Origin of the sequence: Pseudoalteromonas sp. UBA6610 (assembly GCF_002433295.1) — a bacterium.
Lineage (GTDB): Bacteria > Pseudomonadota > Gammaproteobacteria > Enterobacterales > Alteromonadaceae > Pseudoalteromonas > Pseudoalteromonas atlantica.
On the sequence record NZ_DJHW01000047.1, the window covers coordinates 1 to 19,832 of the forward strand.

Consider the following 19,832-nt stretch of genomic DNA (forward strand, 5'->3'; position numbering starts at 1 on the left):
TAATAAACAACCATTGCCAAACGAGTGATAAAAACATATACGCCATAGGAGAATGCGCCCTTTGGAATAACTTTATTTTTGGCCTTGTAGCACCGGGTTACGCGATGGCAAAAGTAGCGGCGGGGCATGTTTTACAACAGCTGTCTTCAAGCAAAGCTTTACACACTACCTCTAACAATTTCTCAAATAGTGCTGATGAATTTAGCGGTGCCGATATGAGCACCAAGCTTAAATTAATGGGTGTTGAAGTAGGCTCAATTGGTGATGCCCATGCACGCAGTGAAGGCGCAATTAGCTATTACTTTGAAGATCAACTAAGCGGTATTTACAAAAAAGTAGTCACTAATGAGCAAGGCAATAAGCTCATAGGTGCTGTACTGGTTGGCGATACCAGTGATTACGATAATTTATTGCAGTATCACTTAAATGGCATTGAGCTTAGTGTGCCCGCAGAGTCATTAATAATGCCGCTTGCAGGTGACGCGGGCGAGCTAAACGCTGATGATTTGCCACGTGATGCCATTATTTGTGCGTGCCACAAAGTGACAAAACACACTATTGAACAAGCGGTTATACAAGGTTGTAGCGATTTAAATAAAGTGCAGCAAGCCACTAAAGCAAGTACGGGTTGTGGAGGCTGTGAAAAACTAGTGCAAAGCGTTATTAGCAGTGCACTTAATAATAAAATAGCCACGCTAACCCCAGTAGATGAGCCAGTATCACAGAGCGCTTAACGCAAATAATAAGAGAGCAGTATGGAAACATTAAACACATGTTCAAACACACCTTTGCTTAAACAAACCACTTGCGCTTATTGTGGTGTAGGCTGTGGGGTTGATATTTCATTATTAAATAATACTCCAACAAAACTTGAAGGCACGCGGGAGCACCCCGCTAATTTTGGCCGTTTGTGTGTTAAAGGCACGCATTTGCTTGACACCACCGGCAGTGATAATCGCTTAACATCGCCTCTTATTGATAACGAACCCGCCAGCTGGGATACGGCAACTGATTACGTTGCCAACAGATTTAACGCCATTATTAAAGAGCATGGACCCGAGTCGGTTGCGTTTTATGTATCGGGGCAGTTACTGACTGAAGATTACTACGTTGCCAATAAATTAATGAAAGGCTACATAGGCTCAGGCAATATAGATACAAACTCAAGGCTGTGTATGTCATCGGCGGTTGCCGGTTATAAACGTGCGTTTGGTGAGGACGTAGTACCATGTACATACGAAGATTTAGAGCAGACGGAGCTACTTATTTTAATTGGCTCAAATGCAGCGTGGACACATCCGGTGCTTTACCAGCGTATGGAGCGCGCAAAAAAGCTTAATCCAAACATGAAAGTAGTGGTTATCGACCCGCGAAAAACCGATACAGCTGAACTTGCCGATACCTTTTTAAATATAAAACCAGGCAGCGATGGGGCTCTTTATAACGGCTTGCTTACTTATTTAAGTGAACATAACTATTTAGATACGCAATTTATAAACGCGCATACAAACGGCTTTGAAACAGCGCTTGCAGAGGCTAAAAAGTGGAGTGTTAAAGCGGTCAGTGATTTTTGTGATATCGACGCGCAGCTAGTCAGTGACTTTTACGCCTTATTTGCACAAAGCCCAACCGCTATTAGTTTTTATTCAATGGGTATTAACCAATCAAGCTCAGGGGTTGATAAGTGTAATGCCATTATAAATGCGCATTTAGCGTCGGGTAAATTGTTAAAACCTGGATGTGGCCCGTTTTCAATAACGGGGCAGCCTAATGCTATGGGTGGGCGTGAAGTAGGGGGCTTGGCAAATCAATTAGCAGCACATTTAGACATTGAAAACGACGCGCACCAACAGTTAGTGCAGCGTTTTTGGCAATCGCCAACAATAGCTAAAAAAGCAGGGTGTAATGCGATTGATATGTTTGATGAAATCGCCAAAGGGAAAATAAAAGCTATTTGGATAATGGCAACCAACCCGATGGTGAGCCTACCTAATAACGCAGCCATACAACATGCACTTGAGCAATGTGAGCTGGTGGTTGTGTCTGACTGTATTGCTAAAAGTGATACGCTAAAATTTGCTAATGTGGCGTTTCCATCTACTGGGTGGGGTGAAAAAAACGGCACAGTGACTAATTCAGAGCGAAGAATATCGAGGCAGCGCCCGCTAGTTGAGCCATTTTCGGGGGCTAAAAACGATTGGCAAATAATGTGTTTAGTTGCCCAAAAAATGGGTTTTGAAGGATTTGATTTTACAGACCCCAGTGGCATTTTTGAAGAATGGGCACAACTGACAGATTTTGAAAATAACGGAGATAGGCTATTAAATTTATCAGCCTTAGTAGGGCTTTCGCAGCAGCAATACGATAACTTAAAACCGGTTATGTGGCCGGTACTAAAAAATGAGCCATATAAAAACGGGCAGGTTTTTGTTAATAAACAATTTAGCAACGCAGATAAAAAAGCCCGCTTTATACCTATAACGCCCAAACTTCCTGTGCAGAAAACATCAAGCGATTACCCTTTTGTAATGAACTCAGGGCGAATACGCGACCAATGGCATACAATGAGCCGCACCGGAAAAAGTACAGCCCTGTCTACTCATATAACGCGCCCATATATTGAAATAAACCTCACTGATGCCAGCAAATTAAACATAAAAGCAAACGATTTAATAACTGCCAATGCTAAAACAGGGCAAGTGACGGCTCATGCAAAAGTAACGGATGCTGTGCGTAAAGGTGAGTGCTTTATGCCTATTCACTGGAACAAGCAATTTGCCTCATCCGCTACGGTAAGTGGCCTCTATCAATCGGTTGTTGACCCTATTTCGGGCCAGGCTGAGTGTAAGCATGGTGCTGTTGATTTAGTTAAAGCGCAGTTTGCTCAGTACATGCAAATTTTTAGCAAAACAGAGCTTAATATTAACAGTGATTTTTGGCTTAAAGTTAACGCAAGTAATTGTGTTAACTACCAGTTAGCGCTCAATGAGCCGCAAAATGATTTGCTTTATTATTGCCAAACACTGACCGGGTTACAAGGGCAGTGGTCGGCAATGGGCAGTGCAAAAGCAATGCATGTTCAATGTATTCAAAACCAGCAGTTAGTGTTTGTTGCGGTCATTTCGTCCGCTCAAAAAGACATATCACTTGAGTGGATAAATCATTTATTTGCAGAGCCTTTAATAACCTTTAGCCAATTACAGTCATTGTTGTATGCCACGCCTGATGAAGAATTTACTCAAGGCGCACAAGTATGTAGTTGCTTTAAAGTACGTGAACAACCCATAATAAACGCCATTAAAAGTGGTGAAAATACAGTAGAACAATTGGGGTCTAAACTAAAATGCGGCACTAACTGTGGGTCGTGTAAAACCCAGTTAAGCCAATTAATAAAGCAGCATACTGCGCAAAACGCTAACAGTATTGATGTTGCAGTTGAAATGTAAATAAACAAGGAAGCATATGCTTAATGATCAATTTGGTCGGCAGTTTAACTATTTGCGCCTCTCAATTACCGATGTGTGTAACTTTAGTTGCACCTATTGTTTACCAAATGGGTATCAGTGCGATACCCCGCGTAACTTTTTAAAAAAAAGCGAAATAGACACCTTAGTAAATGCGTTTGCGCAATTAGGCACAAAAAAAGTGCGTATTACGGGCGGTGAGCCGTGTTTACGCAGTGACGTAACCGACATTATAAAGCAATGTAAAAACACCCCAGGCATAGAAAAAGTCGCCATAACAACCAATGGATTTAACTTATTTAATAAAATTGATGAGTTTTACAGCGCTGGCCTAGATGCGCTAAACATTAGTATAGATAGCTTAAACCCGAGTATGTTTAAATTAATTACAGGACACGACAAGCTAACCCATATTTTAAAAGGGATAGACCGGGCAATTGAGCTGGGTATAAAAGACATAAAAATAAATGCAGTGCTGGCTAAGCAATTTAATAAAAACCAATTAAATGATTTTTTAGACTGGGTAAAACATAAAAAAGTAACGGTACGCTTTATTGAATTAATGGAAACAGGTAATGGTGCCACCTTTTTTGAACAAAACCATGTAAGCGGGCAAAGTGTTAAAACGCAGCTTTTAGCACAAGGTTGGTTACAGGTAGTAAGAGGTAAATTAAACGGCCCTGCAGAGGAGTTTTGTCATCCCGATTTTGAGGGGCGCATTGGCTTAATTATGCCCTACAGTAAAGATTTTTGTAAAAGCTGTAACCGATTAAGAGTATCGTCATTAGGCAAATTACATTTGTGCTTGTTTGCTGAGCAGGGAATAGACTTACGCCCGCATTTAAATGAGCAAGATACACCAGCCACTGTAAACGCGATTCAAGCGGCAATGGGCAATAAAACCATTAGCCATGAGCTTGATAATCGCTTAACGGGCGCCACAACCCATTTAGCTATGTTGGGCGGCTAAAATGAGCAATAAAGCCGTGTTCACAGGAGTTGTACTCGCTGGTGGGCAATCATCCAGAATGGGCAGCGATAAAGCCAATCTCATTTTAAAAAATAAAACCTTACTGCAAAATGCATGTGAGTTATTAACAGCAGCAGGGGCAAGTGATGTACTTATAAGCCGTAATGTACAAAGCGCTACTGCGCAATACATAGCAGATATATACCCAGGTTCTGGCCCGCTTGGGGGGATTTATTCAACCTTAATGGCAACGGAGCAGGATATACTTGTAACTGCTGTTGATATGCCATTACTTACTTGCACGTTATTATCGCAAATTGTATCTGCAGGAAGCGATAATTCCCACTTTCAAACAAATCAACCACAAATACATGCGTGGCACTTTGAAAATGAACCGTTACCCCTGTATATTCGTAACACCCAAAGCGTTAAACGTCATTTAAAACAATTACTCATAAACGCAAATAGTCATAAATCAATTAAACAGTTTACCCGTAGTATTGGTGTGCAAACGCTAAAATGTAATAAAGCGCACGCACTTATTAATACCAACACACCGGCGCAATTTAATGCTGTTAACGAACAATTTGACCAACACAAACCTAATCTATTGAGAAGAACCCTATGAGCCACACAACTGAGTCACAAATCGCATTAAACATTGCCGTTATGACAGTAAGCGATACACGCGATGAAATAACGGATACCTCAGGCCATTATTTAATTAAAGCCCTTACTGAAGCAGGCCATCACTTAGCTGATAAAGACATAGTTAAAGATGATGTTTACCAAATGCGAGCAGTTGCATCGCAATGGATTGCCGATGACACCATTCACGCTATTTTAGTAACCGGTGGTACAGGCTTTACCGAGCGCGACTCAACACCAGAGGCATTTGCACCGCTGTTTGATAAAAGCGTAGATGGATTTGGCGAGCTATTTAGACATATTTCGTACGGCGAAATTGGTAACTCAACTATTCAATCACGTGCGTTGGCGGGCCTTGCCAATAACACCGTTATTTTTTGTATGCCTGGCTCTACGGGCGCATGTAAAACAGCCTGGACAGGTATTATAAAAGATCAATTAGACTCAATGCATAAGCCATGTAACTTTGCCCCGCATATTACTATTGGTAAAAAATGCGAATCGCGAGAGCAATAATATGCTGAGCCACGTAGATGAAAACGGCCAAGCAAACATGGTTGATGTATCGCTAAAAGAGGTCACTCTGCGCGATGCATCTGCCGAGGCCTACATTAAAATGAGCAAACAGGCTTTTGAGCAAGTGTTGCTTAATCAAAATAAAAAAGGTGACGTGCTAGGCGTTGCCCGTATTGCAGGTATTCAGGGCGCTAAAAAGTGCGCTGATTTAATTCCGCTTTGTCACCCGCTGGCACTGAGTAAAGTAGGCGTTGATTTTGAACTTGATGAAGCAAATAGCCAAATTAAAGTCACCAGCTACTGTAAATTAGCAGGCAAAACGGGCGTTGAAATGGAAGCGCTCACCGCTGTGTCTGTGGCTACCCTAACATTATTTGATATGTGTAAAGCCGCCGATCCGCTTATGGAAATACACGGTATGCGTGTAACGCAAAAAGCAGGGGGCAAGCATGGCAGCTGGCAGCGAGACTAATTTAAATGATACTGATGCAGGGCATGTAAACGTACTGTTTTTTGGCCAACTTAAAGAGCGCCTAAAGTGCGATAAGTTAACCGTTAAGATAGCGACCCCCCTTAGCATTAAAGCGTTTAAACACATGCTGGTTGAGCAAAACCCACATTGGCAAGCATGGCTTGAAGAGCGTGATGTATTGTGTGCGCTTAATCAAACTATGTCATCAAGCGATGAGCTTGTAAAAGCAGGGGATGAACTTGCTTTTTTCCCACCAGTGACAGGTGGCTAATGAGTATAAGCATTAACGTACAAACGCAGGATTTTTCAGTAGGCGAGCAACATGACGCACTTTGCAGTAATAACAAAAGTGATGGTGCCGTAGTGACGTTTACAGGGCTGGTGCGAGAATTTAGCAGCGGCGATAACGTAATCGCCCTTGAGCTCGAACACTACCCAGGGATGACTGAGCAACTACTGCAATCGATAGCCGAGCAAGCCCAAACACGCTGGCAACTTGCTCGCATAAGCATTATTCATCGAGTAGGCTATTTAGCGCTTGGTGAGCAAATTGTATTTGTAGGGGTCACCTCCCGCAACCGCCAAGCCGCGTTTGAAGGCGCACAATTCATTATGGATTACTTAAAAAACCACGCTACGTTTTGGAAAAAAGAGCATTTTAAAGACTCCTCAAACTGGGTTGAGTTTAAACAAAGCGACAAGCAAGCGTTAAACAAGTGGGAAAAGTAGGTCTGTGTAAGCCTATATAAATGCGTTTATATAATATTAATGAAAAAATTTATCTCAAAAAGAGAATCAATAGAGTCAGCTTACCTTTGGATAGCGGCTCTACTTATTTTTATAATTATGTTAGAGCTATTAACTGGCTGGTCAATTGGGTCCAAAAGCTCTCCGAGTCAATCTTTAAATATTAATCCGGAGCAGTTTTGGCTGGAAATAAAACTTCAATGCGGTTTTGTTTCATGGGCAATTTTTAGAGCTTTTATTACATTCCCACTTTTTAGAGCGACTTACAATGGTATGCTTCGCTTTAGAGAAAAACACAAAACCATAGCAAATATCCTTTTCTATGTACTTACCCCTGTATTTGTAGTGTTTCTTATTTTAACTTTGTTATATATTTTTGACTTATAATCTTACTTTGTTGATCATCAAGGATGAATGATGAAACTTACGCACTCTTACTTTTAGCTATAATCAAAGGTTTAAGATGAAAATAATCTCTACCAACATCTCTAAAATAAAAACGGTTGAGCATAACGGCAAAGCCATTAAAACAGGTATATTTAAAACACCAACCAATGAGCCGGTTGTTATTGAAAAGCTGAATATAATAGGTGATGAACAAGCCGATTTAGTCAATCATGGCGGGGTGGATAAAGCGGTTTATGCGTTTTCGCACAATCATTACGATTATTGGAAGCGCACCCTTAAAAATGATGATTTAGCAGTTGGTGCCTTTGGCGAAAATTTCACAATTTCAGACCTTGATGAGCAAAACATTCACATAGGGGATCGTATTCGTTTAGGTACTGCACTGCTTGAGGTAAGCCAGCCCCGTGTGCCGTGCTTTAAATTGGCTATTGCACTTAATAATAAACAAAGCCTAAAACTGTTTACTCAGTATTACCACACGGGTGTTTATTTTAGAGTGCTTGAGCAAGGTGTTGCTAAAACGGGCGATGCCGTGACTTTTGAACATAAAGCTGAGCATAACATTTCGGTTAAAACGTTGTTTCAGGCCTTTTTTGATAAACACTACCCAGATTATGAAAGCGTATTATTAGCAGCACTTGAACTACCCGAGCTTGCACTTGAGTGGCAAACTAAAATCAAAAAGAAATTGGGGAGTTAAAAGAGCGTTATTAAAGCTGTATTCCCCTTAATAAAAGCTCACTTTTAGCTGTATTATTTAGTTTGTTAAGTGAGCGACCGCTGATAAGTATTTGCACACCAATTGGCTTAATGTGTCGTATTGCTGTTTGTTATTTACCGGCTTACTAAAATCGCTACTTACCGCCACTGCGCATGCCCCCGCTGCAAACCAATGTGCTAGGTTGTCTAAATTAATGCCGCCTACGGGCATTAATGGCACATCAGAAAAAGGCCCAGTTAGCGCTTTAAAGTAATTAATCCCCATACTGCCTGCCGGAAAAACCTTAATAATATCGGCGTTATACTCAATGGCATTGGCAATATCGGTAGGGGTGAGTGCGCCCATTAACACAGGTAAACCATAGCGGTGGGCAAGCTCTACCACGGCTTGATTAGTATTTGGTGTAACTATAAATTGCGCACCGGCATCAATCGCTTGTTGCGCAAGGGCGGTGTTAATTATTGTGCCAGCGCCAATGAGTGTATTTTTATAAGCAGCGCGTGCTTTTGCTATTTCTTGCTCAAAGCCAGGTGTATTTGAGGTGATTTCTAGCGCGTTAATGCCTGCATTAACTAAGCAATTAATTAAAGGAGCTACATCGCTTTGTTGCTTTAAGCGAAGTATAGCAACTAACTTATGTTGCTTTATTTGGTTGCTTATTTTTATTCTGTTGGCATTTAAAATTTGGCTCATAATGTCACTTCAATTTATTTAATACAGAGTCACACGTGTAACAGCAATCGGCAATAATACTTAATCATTTTGGGGCTTAACGCGTCAAAAAGCTCTCACTTTGATCATTTTGAATAATTAAATAGCGAGTTTTTGTCTAGTTATCAACACGCTTATGCACCCTAAAAATAGCACACTTAATTAAGCGAATTGGTATAAACATTTCTTTTCTCATAAAAAAACCGCTGAAATATCAGCGGTTTTTTATAAGTTATAAATTACATTACACGCATGCCTGGCTCTGAGCCATCGTCTGGGTTAAGAATGTAAATTTCTTTACCGCCAGGGCCTGCAGCTAATACCATACCCTCTGACATACCAAAGCGCATTTTACGAGGCTTAAGGTTTGCAACCATTACAGTCAGTTTGCCTTCAATGTCTTCTGGTGCGTAAGCCGATTTAATACCAGCAAACACTTGGCGTGTTTCGCCGCCTAAATCCAGCGTAAGTTTAAGTAGCTTATCGGCGCCTTCAACATGCTCTGCTTTAGCAATTTTAGCAACACGTAAGTCTACTTTTGCAAAGTCATCAAATTCAATTTCATCCGCAATTGGCTCTTTTGCAAGTGGGCTATTTGGGTCAATTGTTACTTTTGATTCTAGGCTTTCTTTTGATTCTTCAACCATTTTGTTCACTTTATCCATTTCTACACGTTGCATGAGCGGCTTAAATTTATTGATAGGGTGTGCAACAAGTGCATTTTGAACGCCATCCCATGCTAAGTCGTCATTTAAAAAGGCTTCTACGTTTGCAGCCATACCTGGTAATACAGGTTTTAAATAGGTAATTAAAACACGGAACAAGTTAAGGCCAAGCGAACACACTTCGTGCGCTTCTTGCTGTTTTGCTTCGTCTTTAATGAGTACCCATGGCGCTGCGGCATCAATAAATTGGTTGGCTTTGTCGGCTAGGGCCATAATTTCACGAATCGCGCGGCTGTATTCACGGTTTTCATAGTGGGCAGTAATGCTCGGTGCAGCAGCTTGAAATTCTTCAAGTAGTTCTGGCTGCATAATTGTGCTACTTAATTTACCGTCAAACTTTTTAGTAATAAAGCCTGCACAGCGGCTTGCTATGTTTACTACTTTACCTACTAGGTCTGAATTTACACGTTGTGCAAAGTCTTCTAGGTTTAAATCAAGGTCAATAATACCGCTGTTTAATTTAGCTGCGTAGTAATAACGTAAGTACTCTGGGTCTAGGTTATCAAGGTAAGTACGTGCTTTTATAAACGTACCCTTTGATTTAGACATTTTCTCGCCATTGACGGTTACAAAGCCATGTGCAAACACGTTAGTTGGCTTTCTAAAATTAGCGCCCTCTAGCATGGCTGGCCAAAATAAGCTGTGGAAGTAAATAATGTCTTTACCAATAAAGTGATAAAGCTCAGCATCAGAACCTTCAGCCCAAAATGCATCAAAGTCGAGGCCTTTTTCGCCACATAGATTTTTAAAGCTTGCCATGTAGCCAATTGGCGCATCTAGCCATACGTAAAAGTATTTGCCCGGTGCATTTGGAATTTCAAAACCAAAGTAAGGCGCATCGCGGCTAATATCCCACTGTTGCAGGCCATCGGTAAACCACTCATCTAACTTATTCGCCATTTCTTGCTGAATAGAGCCAGAGTGTAGCCACTCTTTAAGCATGCCTTCAAATGCTGGCAGGTCAAAAAAGTAATGCTCTGAATCTTTTAAAATTGGCTCTGCACCTGACATTACCGAGCGCGGGTTTATTAATTCGGTTGGGCTGTAAGTTGCGCCACACGAGTCACAGCTATCGCCATTTTGGTTTTCAGACTTACACGTTGGGCAAGTGCCTGTTACAAAGCGATCTGGTAAAAATATGCCTTTTTCAGGGTCGAATAACTGTGAAATAGTGTGCTTTTTAATATGACCCGCATCATTAAGGCGGTTATAAATAAGCTCACTCAGCTCTTTATTTTCTGAGCTGTGGGTGCTGTGGTATTTATCAAACTTGATGTTAAAGTCGGCAAAGTCGCGCTGGCGTTCAATGCTTACATTTTTAACCATTTCTTCAGGCGTGATCCCTTGCTTTTGCGCATTAAGCATAATTGGCGTGCCGTGAGCATCGTCGGCGCAAACATAATAAGCTTCGTGGCCTTGTAGCTTTTGAAAACGTGACCAAATATCAGTTTGAATATATTCCAATAAATGGCCTAAGTGAGTAGGGCCATTTGCATAAGGTAATGCGCTGGTAATGAGGATCTTTCGCTGCGTCATAATCATTCCGAATTGAGGATAAACCACCATTTTTACTACAAAAAAGGCGGTTATCATTAATTTATCCATAAGCTTTGGACTAACGGTACGCGCAGCTTATGGATTTTTGTTAATTGACTGGTGTTAATGCCCTGAATGTTACATAATTCTGTGGCACTTTTCATCAAAGAAACGCTATTTAATTGCTATGTTTGGACTGTCGAAACTATTCTCCTCTAAATCGGTGCAAAAACAACCGATTATTACTGCCTTAGCGGCGTATCGAAGCGCGGCATTTGCCGTAGGTATTGATGAAAGTTTTATTGATACCATTTCGCAAAATGACGATAAATCAATACACATTAAAATAACGCTGCCATTTGCGGCTCAATCAGAAATCCCGTTAGTTGAGCAGCACGTAAGTGAAAGTATAAATACACCGGTTACCATAGACTCTGTGGTGAGTATAAAAGAGCCTGCAAAATTTAAAGCCATTAAACACATTGTGTTGATTGCCTCAGGTAAAGGGGGGGTAGGAAAATCCACTACCGCTGTAAATTTAGCTGGGGCGCTTAAAAGCGAAGGCGCAAAAGTAGGGATTTTAGATGCTGATATTTATGGGCCATCTATTCCTATGTTATTGGGGCTTGTAGGGGCAGAGCCGCAAACCAAAGATAACAAACTACTACAGCCATTTGATGCCAACAGCATTAAAGCGCAATCAATCGGCTTTTTAGTGCCAAGTGATGACGCAACGGTATGGCGGGGCCCAATGGCATCGGGAGCGCTCAATCAATTATTAAACGAAACTGATTGGGGCGAACTTGATTACTTAATCGTTGATATGCCACCGGGTACGGGCGATATACAGCTAACAATGAGCCAAAAAGTGCCTGCCAGCGGCACTGTTATTGTGACGACACCGCAAGATTTAGCCCTTGCCGATGCGCAAAAAGGCATTGCAATGTTTAATAAAGTTAACGTACCTGTGCTTGGGCTTATAGAAAATATGAGTCACTACATTTGTAGCCACTGCGGTGAAGCCAACCATGTGTTTGGCAAAGATGGCGCAGAAAAACTTGCCCATAAACACGGCGTACCGGTGTTAAGCCATATTCCACTTGCCATAGATATTCGTGAATACTCAGAGCAAGGTAAATTAATCGCCAGCGATACCAGCGCGGCTATTAGCAACACATACAGCGCAGCGGCAAGATTGATTGCCAGCACGCTTTTTTATCAGCAGCACCAACATAGTGTTGAGATAGTGATAACGCAGGACTAAGAAAAAATGAGACTCTCAGATACCCATATTAAAGAATATTTAAGCGATGGCCGCATAGTGATTGAGCCTGCGCCGACTAACGAAATGATTTCGGGTGTGACAGCCGATTTGCGCTTAGGGAACAAATTTAGAACCTTTAACGCACATAACGCAGCGTACGTAGATTTAAGTGGCCCTAAAGATCAGTTAAATAAGGCTATGGAATCAATAATGAGTGAAGAGATTGAGCTTGCCGACGGCGAAGCTTTCTTTTTACACCCAGGTGAACTGGCATTAGCCATTACCCATGAAAAAGTAACACTTCCTGCCGACATAGTAGGCTGGTTAGATGGTCGTTCATCACTTGCCCGCTTAGGTTTGATGGTGCATGTAACAGCACACAGAATCGACCCAGGTTGGAGCGGCAATATTGTTTTAGAATTTTATAACTCAGGTAAGTTGCCACTAGCGCTGCGCCCAATGATGAAAATTGGTGCAATGAGCTTTGAAATGCTTTCAGGACCCTGCGAAAACCCATACAACATTCGTAAAGACGCAAAATATAAAGATCAAAGTAGTGCGGTAGCAAGCCGCATTAGCGACGATAACCTATAACAATATAAAACTATTAAGCGTTTAAATGGCTTTGTTTTGCTAGCTTAAACGCTTAATAACTTATACCAATGTACATTATTGCTTAAACTGATATTAAATGTGTTTTTTATTTCTGGCTTTATAAACGAGTAAAAACTCGACTAATATAGATAATAAAATAACTATAATTACAATGCCTTGAATAGTGTGTAGCCTTTTAACCCTGTCAACACTCTCTTTTTCGTACTGCATAACCACCGTATTAAACGCTTTTAAAAGCGGCTCTTTTGCTAAAGAAAAAAAGCTTTCTTGCGCTGTATCTAAATTAAGTGTTTGTGTTTTTAACTTGAGTACTTCTTCAACTCTATCTGAAAACATACTTAATTTTTTATCGACATTAATAGGCTCTTTAAAATACATTGCTAACAACTCGTTAGATAGCGGGCTTTCATCGCCTAATACTTGCGCCCCATAATGCTCACTTAATAAGTATTTATGATTATTTTTTAAAGAGTTCAAAGCATTAATGGCCAGTAATTTAGAATCCTGCGAACCATACATTAAGTACTCTAAAGTAAACATACTCACCCGTTGCGAAAGCATTCTTTGTTGACCACTTACATTTACGAGTTTTCCAGTATCGGTTTGCGCTTCAATGACTTCATCAAGCATAAAGTGAATACAGATAGATAAAATTGCAATTACAGTTAAGGGAATAATATAAACAAAAGAGATAGCGCCATGCTTTTTATTTGTAAAATCAGTATTTACCATTTAATTGCTACTTAATTTAAAATTATTAATGCTTTAGGATAGGATAGATTAAATATAAGATTTTTCACGTAATTAAAGTTTACAAGGTAGTTTGTGGCTTATTGAGATTTATGAAGTGCATAACCTAGTAGTTCAAAATACTTATTAAGGGCTTTATTTGCTTTATTAATATGCTCATTATCAGGGTAAATTAAATTACTGCTTTTTAAGCCACTGACTAAAAAGCTATTTTGAATAGTGCTGTGAGCATCTATACAGGCTTCAAAGCAGCGTGCTGCTAATTCCTCAGGCATACTCATGTAATTCATGTTGTGTGCTTGGTCGTGTTTTATGCACGTTTGTACAAATTCATTCGCATCTTCCCCATCAAAATCTAAAAACACGTTTTTGTAAAAATCGTTTAGCGCACTATTAAGTGGGTGAGATAAATTTGGCGTATTTGAAAGCCACAGCTTTGAAGCAAAACCAAAGCGAGGTTTTGCATTAAATAAATGCTCGCTTATATGGTGATCAAACGCATGAAACCATTCGTGAGCCAATGCGCCACCGCCCGCATTTTTAGCTAAAGCAAGGGTTTGTGAAGCTGCGTTATAATGCGCTTGTACGCCTTTTTGACCACCATGCCCAAAGGCAAAATTTAGTTTGCCGCGCAGACCAATAGCTTTGGGCGGTAAATGTAATATTTGAGCAAGGTCGGCGAGGGCATCGTAAATTAAGTTTGCACTAATAAAATGCTCTTCTTTGGTCACCCATTTTCCTACAACCATAGATCTAAAGCCAAAGGTGTCTCTAATATCACTAAAGTCAACTTGGTCGTCAAAGCGGTAGTCTGGCCCTTTACGAGTGAATCCGCGTTTTAATCTGTTTGGGTAATTACGCATTTACATTTAATGGTGGCTAATTTAAGTAACGTGCTTTTACGTGTTCGGGCATGTGTTGGGTTTGTTTTTGTATTAATTCATCTAATAAATTATAAAGTGGAGCAGGGTTTAACTGCTCTATTAACAACAAACTATGTGCAACGGCCTCAAGCGTAGAAAGACTGTCGGCTCTAGGGGCTTTTCGAATAGCGTAACGGTTTTGCGGTAACTGCTTAAAGCTCACTGTTTTAAATTTAGTGAGTAGCGGGGTCAGCTGCAAAATTTTATAGGCTTTTTTCCAGGTGCCATCAATCACGATTAAATGCGTAATGTTACTTAAGGCTGGCTTTGGGTTTGCATCATCTAAGTAGGTGGCGTGCTCATTAGGGTAGAGCAGTACCGTGGACTCCAAAGGTAAAGAGTTGAGCATGGCAAAGTCGGTGTTATTTTCCCCTTTGATTATTTTGCAGTCAGTTAGGCTCAAATTAAGCAATTTTGCCGTGTTTTTCGCTATTTTTTCTTCACTGGGGTGTTGTAGAATAACCACGCTAACTTTATTTGTTAAACGTTTAATGGCCCCGCATATACAGGTAGAGGGCGTAAACAAACAGCGTTCACAAACTTGGCGAGTCATTAATTAAACTTTTTATTGCGAGTGTATTTTGATAATTATACATTTATAAAGTAATAAAGTTGGATTTTTTTACGCATAGATATACAGTAATACTATTAATTATAAAATGACACGGAATGTTTAGAAGGGCTTAAAATATGACAGAAGTACAAATAGATGAGGCTGCTTTAGAAAGTATGCAGTCGTTACTTGGTGAGCAGTTTAAAGATACACTTGAATTTTGCTGCAGTGAATTTGAGCGCCTTGGTAATGAAGTAATTGCAACCATTGGTAACGATAAAGAAGCGGCGATTCGTCATGCCCATAGTTTAAAATCGAACGCGGCTCAGTTTGGTGCCACGAGTTTATCTGATGTAGCCCGTGATATTGAACTTAATCTAAATCAAGATAACTTAGCGCAAGCTGTTACGGCATCTACAGATTTATTGGCGCAAGTAAGTGGTTCGCAGGCCCAATTAAGAGCGTGGGTAGAGTCTAATTAATATTATTTGTTAACGTGAATTTATTTCAGTATTAAGCACCTAATTACGCTGGCATTTTACGCCTTTACTAGGGTAGTCTTAGACTTTACTAGGGCGTGTTTGGCCTCTCGATAATAAATTTGATCACGCATTGCCCAAGGGCCACCCTTGGGCTAGTAACACAATTTTACCGAGCCCATTAGGTTATAACCCTCGCATTGAACAAACCCACTCCTAGTTAATTATTTTTTTCCATAAAGCCAGTTCGCCCCAAAGAGGTAAAAATGTCAGATATTAAAAAGAGTCACAAATTAGAAGGTGTATGTTATGACATTCGTGGACCGGTTTTAGCGCAAGCCAAAAAAATGGAAGACGAAGGTCAAAAGGTACTAAAGCTTAATATTGGTAACCCTGCGGCGTTTGGTTTTGATATGCCAGAGGACATGCACCGCGATATTATTCGTAATTTGTATTCGGCCCAAGGCTACTGCGACTCTAAGGGGTTATATTCAGCCCGTGTAGCGGTTTATCAGCACTACCAGCAACGAGGTTTACATAACCTAGATGTAGATAATATTTATATTGGTAATGGGGTGAGCGAGCTTATTCAAATGATCACCCAAGCGTTATTAAATAACGATGATGAAGTGCTTATTCCTGCGCCTGATTACCCACTGTGGACCGCGTCAGTTAAATTAGCAGGCGGGAACCCTGTTCATTATTTATGTGATGAAGAGCAAGATTGGTTTCCGGATATTGCCGATATAAAAAGTAAAATTACATCTAAAACAAAAGCGCTTGTACTAATTAACCCTAATAACCCAACCGGCGCGGTTTATAGTGACGATTTACTTTTAGAGTTAATTAATGTGGCGCGCGAGCATAAGCTGTTATTGCTTAGCGATGAAATTTACGAAAAGATTTTATACGATGGCATCACTCACACCTCAATTGGTGCGCTATGCGACGATGTGCCCATTATTACCTTTAATGGCTTAGCTAAAACTTACCGTGCAGCGGGTATTCGTATGGGCTGGATGGTACTAAGCGGGCGCACCTCAGCAATGGAAGATTTACGCAAAGGGCTAGATATTTTATCGTCTATGCGTTTGTGTGCGAATGTACCCGCGCAATATGCGATACAACAAGCGCTAGGGGGCGTGCAATCAATAGATAGCTTAATCGATCCAGGCGGGCGATTATATGTTCAGCGCGATATTGCTTGGCGTGGGCTTAATGCTATTGAAGGGATAAGCTGTAAAAAGCCAAAAGGGGCGCTTTACGCGTTTGCTAAAGTAGACACGGCTCATTTTAATGTCACTGATGATGAAAAAATGATGTTTGATTTACTAAAAGCAGAAAAAATATTATTAGTGCATGGGCGTGCATTTAATTGGCCAGAGCCTGATCACTTTAGGTTAGTGTTTTTACCTAACAAAGACGATTTATCGAGTGCGATGCTTAAAATGCAGCGCTTTTTTAAAGACTATCGCCAAGTTTAGTTAATTCGAACTAACGCGCTGTAAATAAAAAACGAGCTTAAATAGCTCGTTTTTTATTTACGCGATACTGCTGATACGGGTTTATTAGTACGCGCGGTCAACTCTTACGGTATTATCACTTAAATAGACCAACCGTACGTTATCACCTTTGCTAAAGCGCATTGACTGGTCTTGGTCTTGTACCACCATGTATTGATCGCCGTTTTCTACCTGAATCAATAACTCTACGAGGTGTGTTTGCTTATAATAGCTTTTTTGCTGATTATTATGCGCCACGCTTCCGCCAATGACTGAGCCTAAAATAGTGGCGACGGTACGACCGCTCCCACCACCAAATTGATTACCGACAACACCCCCGAGTAGGGCGCCGCCAAAGGTTTTCCAGCCATTGTTTTTGTCTTGCACAAGCTCTTGTTCGGTAATTTTACGTACAGATTTTACATCGCCAAATAAAACCTGTTGTACAGGCACGGCTTTGTTTCGCTCATAGTTCGCAAAACTTGGTGCACTGAGTGTAAGCAATGCACACATTGCTATGGTTAAGGCTTTCATAGATGTCTCCTGTTGGTGTTACGCAAAGGCGATATTTTTGCCTTTGCGTGGAAATGTATACCAATGCGAAAAATACTTAATCATTTTGCGGCTAAACGTGTCGCTAACTAAGTTAAAAATTATCATTTAAAACAACTAAAAAGTCATTTTTTACCTAGTTATCAACGCGTTTATCCAGCCTCAAAATAGATCAGTAAATTAAGCGAATTGGTATTATTACCAACCAAATGTCGATTTTTCTTTCGTTTTACGAATTTCAGTTTCGTCTGCCCACTCGACTAGGCCGCTTTGCATATCCATTAAGCGCATTGTAAATTTGTAATACACATCTGATTTATCAGCATTTGATTTAACAATGCTCGATAAGTTGCCGTACAACATGTATTGCGCACCAATTTGTTTACCAAAGGCAACTGCGGTGGCAGGGTTTACAAGGGCATCTTCGTTTTGAAAGTTAAGCTGCTCACGTACTGATTCAACACGGGTCATGTCAACAAAACGAAACTTACCGCTGCGCAACAGTTGCGTAGAGATTGAGTCGGTAATAGATTCAGTGTCTATGTGTTCACTGGTTTTATTTTTAATGCGCTCAACAAATACCACAGGGCGTTTGTTTTGGGTCATTGTGCCAATAACCGGCGAGCTAAGTAGTGAGTCGGTCATTTGGCTGGCTACTTTTTGTAAATCGGTAGAGCCAAAGTTTATATCGGTGGTTTCTACTGCTTGCGCGTCGCCATAACTAACTACGGCTTTATTGGCACAACCGCTTAAAATGAGTGCGCTGAGGCCAATAACTGCATAACTCGATAACGTTTTAAATTGTGTAGTGATCATTTTTATAACCCTTATTCTTTAAATTCTTGTGCGTCGGTAGACACTTCTCTTACAGCGAGCGAAAATGTAACCGCATCCGGTGTTGGCGCTAAGCCGGGTAATTGTGTTTTAGAAAAACCAAACAGTGTTAAGGCTTGCCAAGGTGAGTGGTTTCCTTTAATTACAAACCCGTCTTTGTCGTACCAATTAAACTGATACTGTAAATATTGCGACTTTTTATATTGGCTGCTTAGTGTTACTACCACGTCGGTTAACTGGTTTGTTTGGCGTGTTTTAACATCGGTAATGGCAAGCTTTTCACCTAGAGCAGGATTATCAACATGTAACTGCTCGTTAAATGTATTTTTGCTTTGCTCAACCGAAATGCCTGATGTATCAGGTTGGCTTGCACATGCCCCAAGCATTAATGCAGCCACTAATGGCAAAGTATATTTCATGATGACTCCTAGAGTTGAACCACATGGTAGTTAAAATAGTTATTAATAGAGGTTAGGTAAATTAAGGTTAACCCTTGCTTACTAACGGTAAAATTAATAGGCGCATGGTTGCCTATTAAAAGTGTATGCGACCCTGCATTTAAACTGCTACGTGCCATGCTTATTTGATTAGGTAAAGTGAGCCAGCTACGTGTATCAGCCTGCTCAGACGCCAAATTATAAATATTAGCAATGATATTGCCTACATCGCCTGTGCTACGTGCAAGCTCTGCGCGCACTTTTTCTTTGGCTACTAAGCGTAATACTTGCCTAGATACGCGAGCCGGTATTTGTTGCTCTAATGTTTTAGCCGCTAATGCTTCTATATGCACTAACGGGTTGAGCTCTAAATTTTGCGAACCTATATTTACGCCATTAATATTAGCTATAAACGCATTATCTTTATAAACTGGCATTGCTAAACTGTAAAAACGCGCATCGCCACCTGAGGTATAAATAGGCAAGCGTAATTTAAATTCATCTTGTTTAGGCACTAAGCCTTGTTCAACCAATATAACCACTTCACCGTGATTAGCATGAAGGGGCTTTAATGGGCTAAAGCGGCGCTCAAACTCTTCTAAATCTTGGTTAAAACCTTGCTTTTTAGCTAATCGCATTACATCTTGCTGTAAGTAGTGATTGTCAGGTTGAATCTCTAATGCTTTTTTATAATCAATGTAGGCATCATCGTATTGTTTATCACTTTGGTACAACAGCGCAGATAAATAAAACGTAAAGGCATTTTGAAAACCATTTTTAATACCGCGTGTCACATTACTCATACTTGGGTAATGCTGTTGTGCTTGCTCTATTGTGTCGTTTATTTGTGTTTGATTATCTGCAAGCGCATCGACTTGTACTTTGTTAGCACGACGTATTTCAACCAAGGCGCCTTCTAAATCACTGTTGTATACATAATTAAGTGCTTTGTAGCTATGTAGCATACTCATTTCATATGCCGGTGGTACATAGGTAATGGCAGAG

Annotated in this window: 23 protein-coding genes; 14 read left to right on the plus strand and 9 right to left on the minus strand. The window is 40.5% G+C overall.

The features are described from left to right. The 10 genes from B4F91_RS06130 to B4F91_RS06175 all read left to right on the plus strand — a co-directional run. Positions 1 to 734, plus strand: a 734-nt coding sequence (locus B4F91_RS06130) for a (2Fe-2S)-binding protein (protein WP_288635435.1), incomplete at its 5' end; no start/stop codon positions are given. A 21-nt stretch (positions 735 to 755) separates the two neighbouring features. Beyond that, positions 756 to 3,446, plus strand: a complete 2,691-nt coding sequence (locus B4F91_RS06135) for a nitrate reductase (protein WP_288635436.1) — start codon at positions 756 to 758, stop codon at positions 3,444 to 3,446. A gap of 16 nt (positions 3,447 to 3,462) precedes the next feature. Continuing rightward, the gene (moaA, locus tag B4F91_RS06140) at positions 3,463 to 4,434 is read left to right on the plus strand and encodes a GTP 3',8-cyclase MoaA (RefSeq protein ID WP_286938536.1); all 972 of its coding nucleotides are present in this window, start codon (positions 3,463 to 3,465) and stop codon (positions 4,432 to 4,434) included. A 1-nt stretch (position 4,435) separates the two neighbouring features. Then, positions 4,436 to 5,062, plus strand: a complete 627-nt coding sequence (locus B4F91_RS06145) for a molybdenum cofactor guanylyltransferase (RefSeq protein WP_286938537.1) — start codon at positions 4,436 to 4,438, stop codon at positions 5,060 to 5,062. After that, positions 5,059 to 5,598, plus strand: coding sequence for a molybdenum cofactor biosynthesis protein B (gene moaB, locus B4F91_RS06150; protein ID WP_004587753.1), 540 nt, complete (start codon positions 5,059 to 5,061; stop codon positions 5,596 to 5,598). The genes B4F91_RS06145 and moaB overlap by 4 nt, the downstream gene beginning before the upstream one ends. Position 5,599: 1 nt before the next feature. Continuing rightward, on the plus strand, positions 5,600 to 6,070 hold the full coding sequence (gene moaC / locus B4F91_RS06155) for a cyclic pyranopterin monophosphate synthase MoaC (RefSeq protein WP_096041865.1): 471 nt from the start codon (positions 5,600 to 5,602) through the stop codon (positions 6,068 to 6,070). Next, positions 6,048 to 6,341 carry a MoaD/ThiS family protein gene (locus B4F91_RS06160; protein ID WP_286938538.1) on the plus strand — a complete coding sequence of 98 codons (294 nt, stop codon included), beginning with the start codon at positions 6,048 to 6,050 and terminating at the stop codon, positions 6,339 to 6,341. The genes moaC and B4F91_RS06160 overlap by 23 nt, the downstream gene beginning before the upstream one ends. Then, positions 6,341 to 6,799 carry a molybdopterin synthase catalytic subunit MoaE gene (moaE, locus tag B4F91_RS06165; RefSeq protein WP_286938540.1) on the plus strand — a complete coding sequence of 153 codons (459 nt, stop codon included), beginning with the start codon at positions 6,341 to 6,343 and terminating at the stop codon, positions 6,797 to 6,799. Before B4F91_RS06160 ends, moaE begins: the two co-directional genes overlap by 1 nt. Positions 6,800 to 6,838: 39 nt before the next feature. Then, positions 6,839 to 7,204 carry a hypothetical protein gene (locus tag B4F91_RS06170; protein ID WP_055253245.1) on the plus strand — a complete coding sequence of 122 codons (366 nt, stop codon included), beginning with the start codon at positions 6,839 to 6,841 and terminating at the stop codon, positions 7,202 to 7,204. 76 nt (positions 7,205 to 7,280) lie between these two features. Continuing rightward, entirely contained in the window at positions 7,281 to 7,925 is a 645-nt protein-coding gene (locus tag B4F91_RS06175; protein WP_286938541.1) for an MOSC domain-containing protein, read from the plus strand. Positions 7,926 to 7,982: 57 nt separating this feature from the next. On the opposite strand, the gene B4F91_RS06180 is transcribed toward B4F91_RS06175, so the two are convergent. Together B4F91_RS06180 and metG are read right to left on the minus strand one after the other, a co-directional pair. Next, the gene (locus B4F91_RS06180; RefSeq protein ID WP_286938542.1) at positions 7,983 to 8,639 is read right to left on the minus strand and encodes a bifunctional 4-hydroxy-2-oxoglutarate aldolase/2-dehydro-3-deoxy-phosphogluconate aldolase; all 657 of its coding nucleotides are present in this window, start codon (positions 8,637 to 8,639) and stop codon (positions 7,983 to 7,985) included. Between the two features lie 257 nt (positions 8,640 to 8,896). Further along, complete coding sequence (gene metG / locus B4F91_RS06185) at positions 8,897 to 10,918, minus strand: methionine--tRNA ligase (protein WP_286938543.1); 2,022 nt, start codon at positions 10,916 to 10,918, stop codon at positions 8,897 to 8,899. A gap of 187 nt (positions 10,919 to 11,105) precedes the next feature. Here metG and apbC point away from each other — a divergent pair, with 187 nt between their 5' ends. Continuing rightward, a complete protein-coding gene (gene apbC, locus B4F91_RS06190; RefSeq protein ID WP_286938544.1) occupies positions 11,106 to 12,182 on the plus strand; it encodes an iron-sulfur cluster carrier protein ApbC in 1,077 nt (358 codons plus the stop codon). A 6-nt stretch (positions 12,183 to 12,188) separates the two neighbouring features. Then, positions 12,189 to 12,776: a dCTP deaminase gene (dcd, locus tag B4F91_RS06195; RefSeq protein WP_004587761.1), complete on the plus strand. Its 588-nt coding sequence runs from the start codon at positions 12,189 to 12,191 to the stop codon at positions 12,774 to 12,776. 93 nt (positions 12,777 to 12,869) lie between these two features. Here dcd and B4F91_RS06200 read toward each other — a convergent pair whose 3' ends face one another. From B4F91_RS06200 to B4F91_RS06210, 3 genes are all read right to left on the minus strand, one after another. Continuing rightward, positions 12,870 to 13,529 (minus strand): type IV pili methyl-accepting chemotaxis transducer N-terminal domain-containing protein, encoded by a 660-nt coding sequence (locus B4F91_RS06200; protein ID WP_286938545.1) that lies wholly within the window; start codon positions 13,527 to 13,529, stop codon positions 12,870 to 12,872. Between the two features lie 98 nt (positions 13,530 to 13,627). Next, on the minus strand, positions 13,628 to 14,410 hold the full coding sequence (locus B4F91_RS06205; RefSeq protein WP_054982389.1) for a CLCA_X family protein: 783 nt from the start codon (positions 14,408 to 14,410) through the stop codon (positions 13,628 to 13,630). Between the two features lie 16 nt (positions 14,411 to 14,426). Then, the gene (locus B4F91_RS06210) at positions 14,427 to 15,023 is read right to left on the minus strand and encodes a tRNA-uridine aminocarboxypropyltransferase (RefSeq protein ID WP_286938546.1); all 597 of its coding nucleotides are present in this window, start codon (positions 15,021 to 15,023) and stop codon (positions 14,427 to 14,429) included. A gap of 137 nt (positions 15,024 to 15,160) precedes the next feature. Here B4F91_RS06210 and B4F91_RS06215 point away from each other — a divergent pair, with 137 nt between their 5' ends. Both B4F91_RS06215 and B4F91_RS06220 read left to right on the plus strand, forming a co-directional pair. After that, a complete protein-coding gene (locus tag B4F91_RS06215) occupies positions 15,161 to 15,505 on the plus strand; it encodes an Hpt domain-containing protein (protein WP_004587765.1) in 345 nt (114 codons plus the stop codon). A 263-nt stretch (positions 15,506 to 15,768) separates the two neighbouring features. Continuing rightward, a complete protein-coding gene (locus B4F91_RS06220; protein ID WP_004587766.1) occupies positions 15,769 to 16,986 on the plus strand; it encodes a pyridoxal phosphate-dependent aminotransferase in 1,218 nt (405 codons plus the stop codon). A gap of 84 nt (positions 16,987 to 17,070) precedes the next feature. On the opposite strand, the gene B4F91_RS06225 is transcribed toward B4F91_RS06220, so the two are convergent. The 4 genes from B4F91_RS06225 to B4F91_RS06240 form a co-directional block, all read right to left on the minus strand. Then, positions 17,071 to 17,538, minus strand: coding sequence for a glycine zipper 2TM domain-containing protein (locus tag B4F91_RS06225; RefSeq protein ID WP_004587767.1), 468 nt, complete (start codon positions 17,536 to 17,538; stop codon positions 17,071 to 17,073). A 216-nt stretch (positions 17,539 to 17,754) separates the two neighbouring features. Continuing rightward, a complete protein-coding gene (gene lpoB, locus B4F91_RS06230; RefSeq protein WP_024032666.1) occupies positions 17,755 to 18,372 on the minus strand; it encodes a penicillin-binding protein activator LpoB in 618 nt (205 codons plus the stop codon). Between the two features lie 11 nt (positions 18,373 to 18,383). Then, the gene (locus B4F91_RS06235; RefSeq protein ID WP_024032667.1) at positions 18,384 to 18,809 is read right to left on the minus strand and encodes a YcfL family protein; all 426 of its coding nucleotides are present in this window, start codon (positions 18,807 to 18,809) and stop codon (positions 18,384 to 18,386) included. Between the two features lie 8 nt (positions 18,810 to 18,817). After that, positions 18,818 to 19,832 (minus strand): COG3014 family protein (locus B4F91_RS06240; protein WP_288635437.1); only part of this gene is annotated, 1,015 nt, incomplete at its 5' end.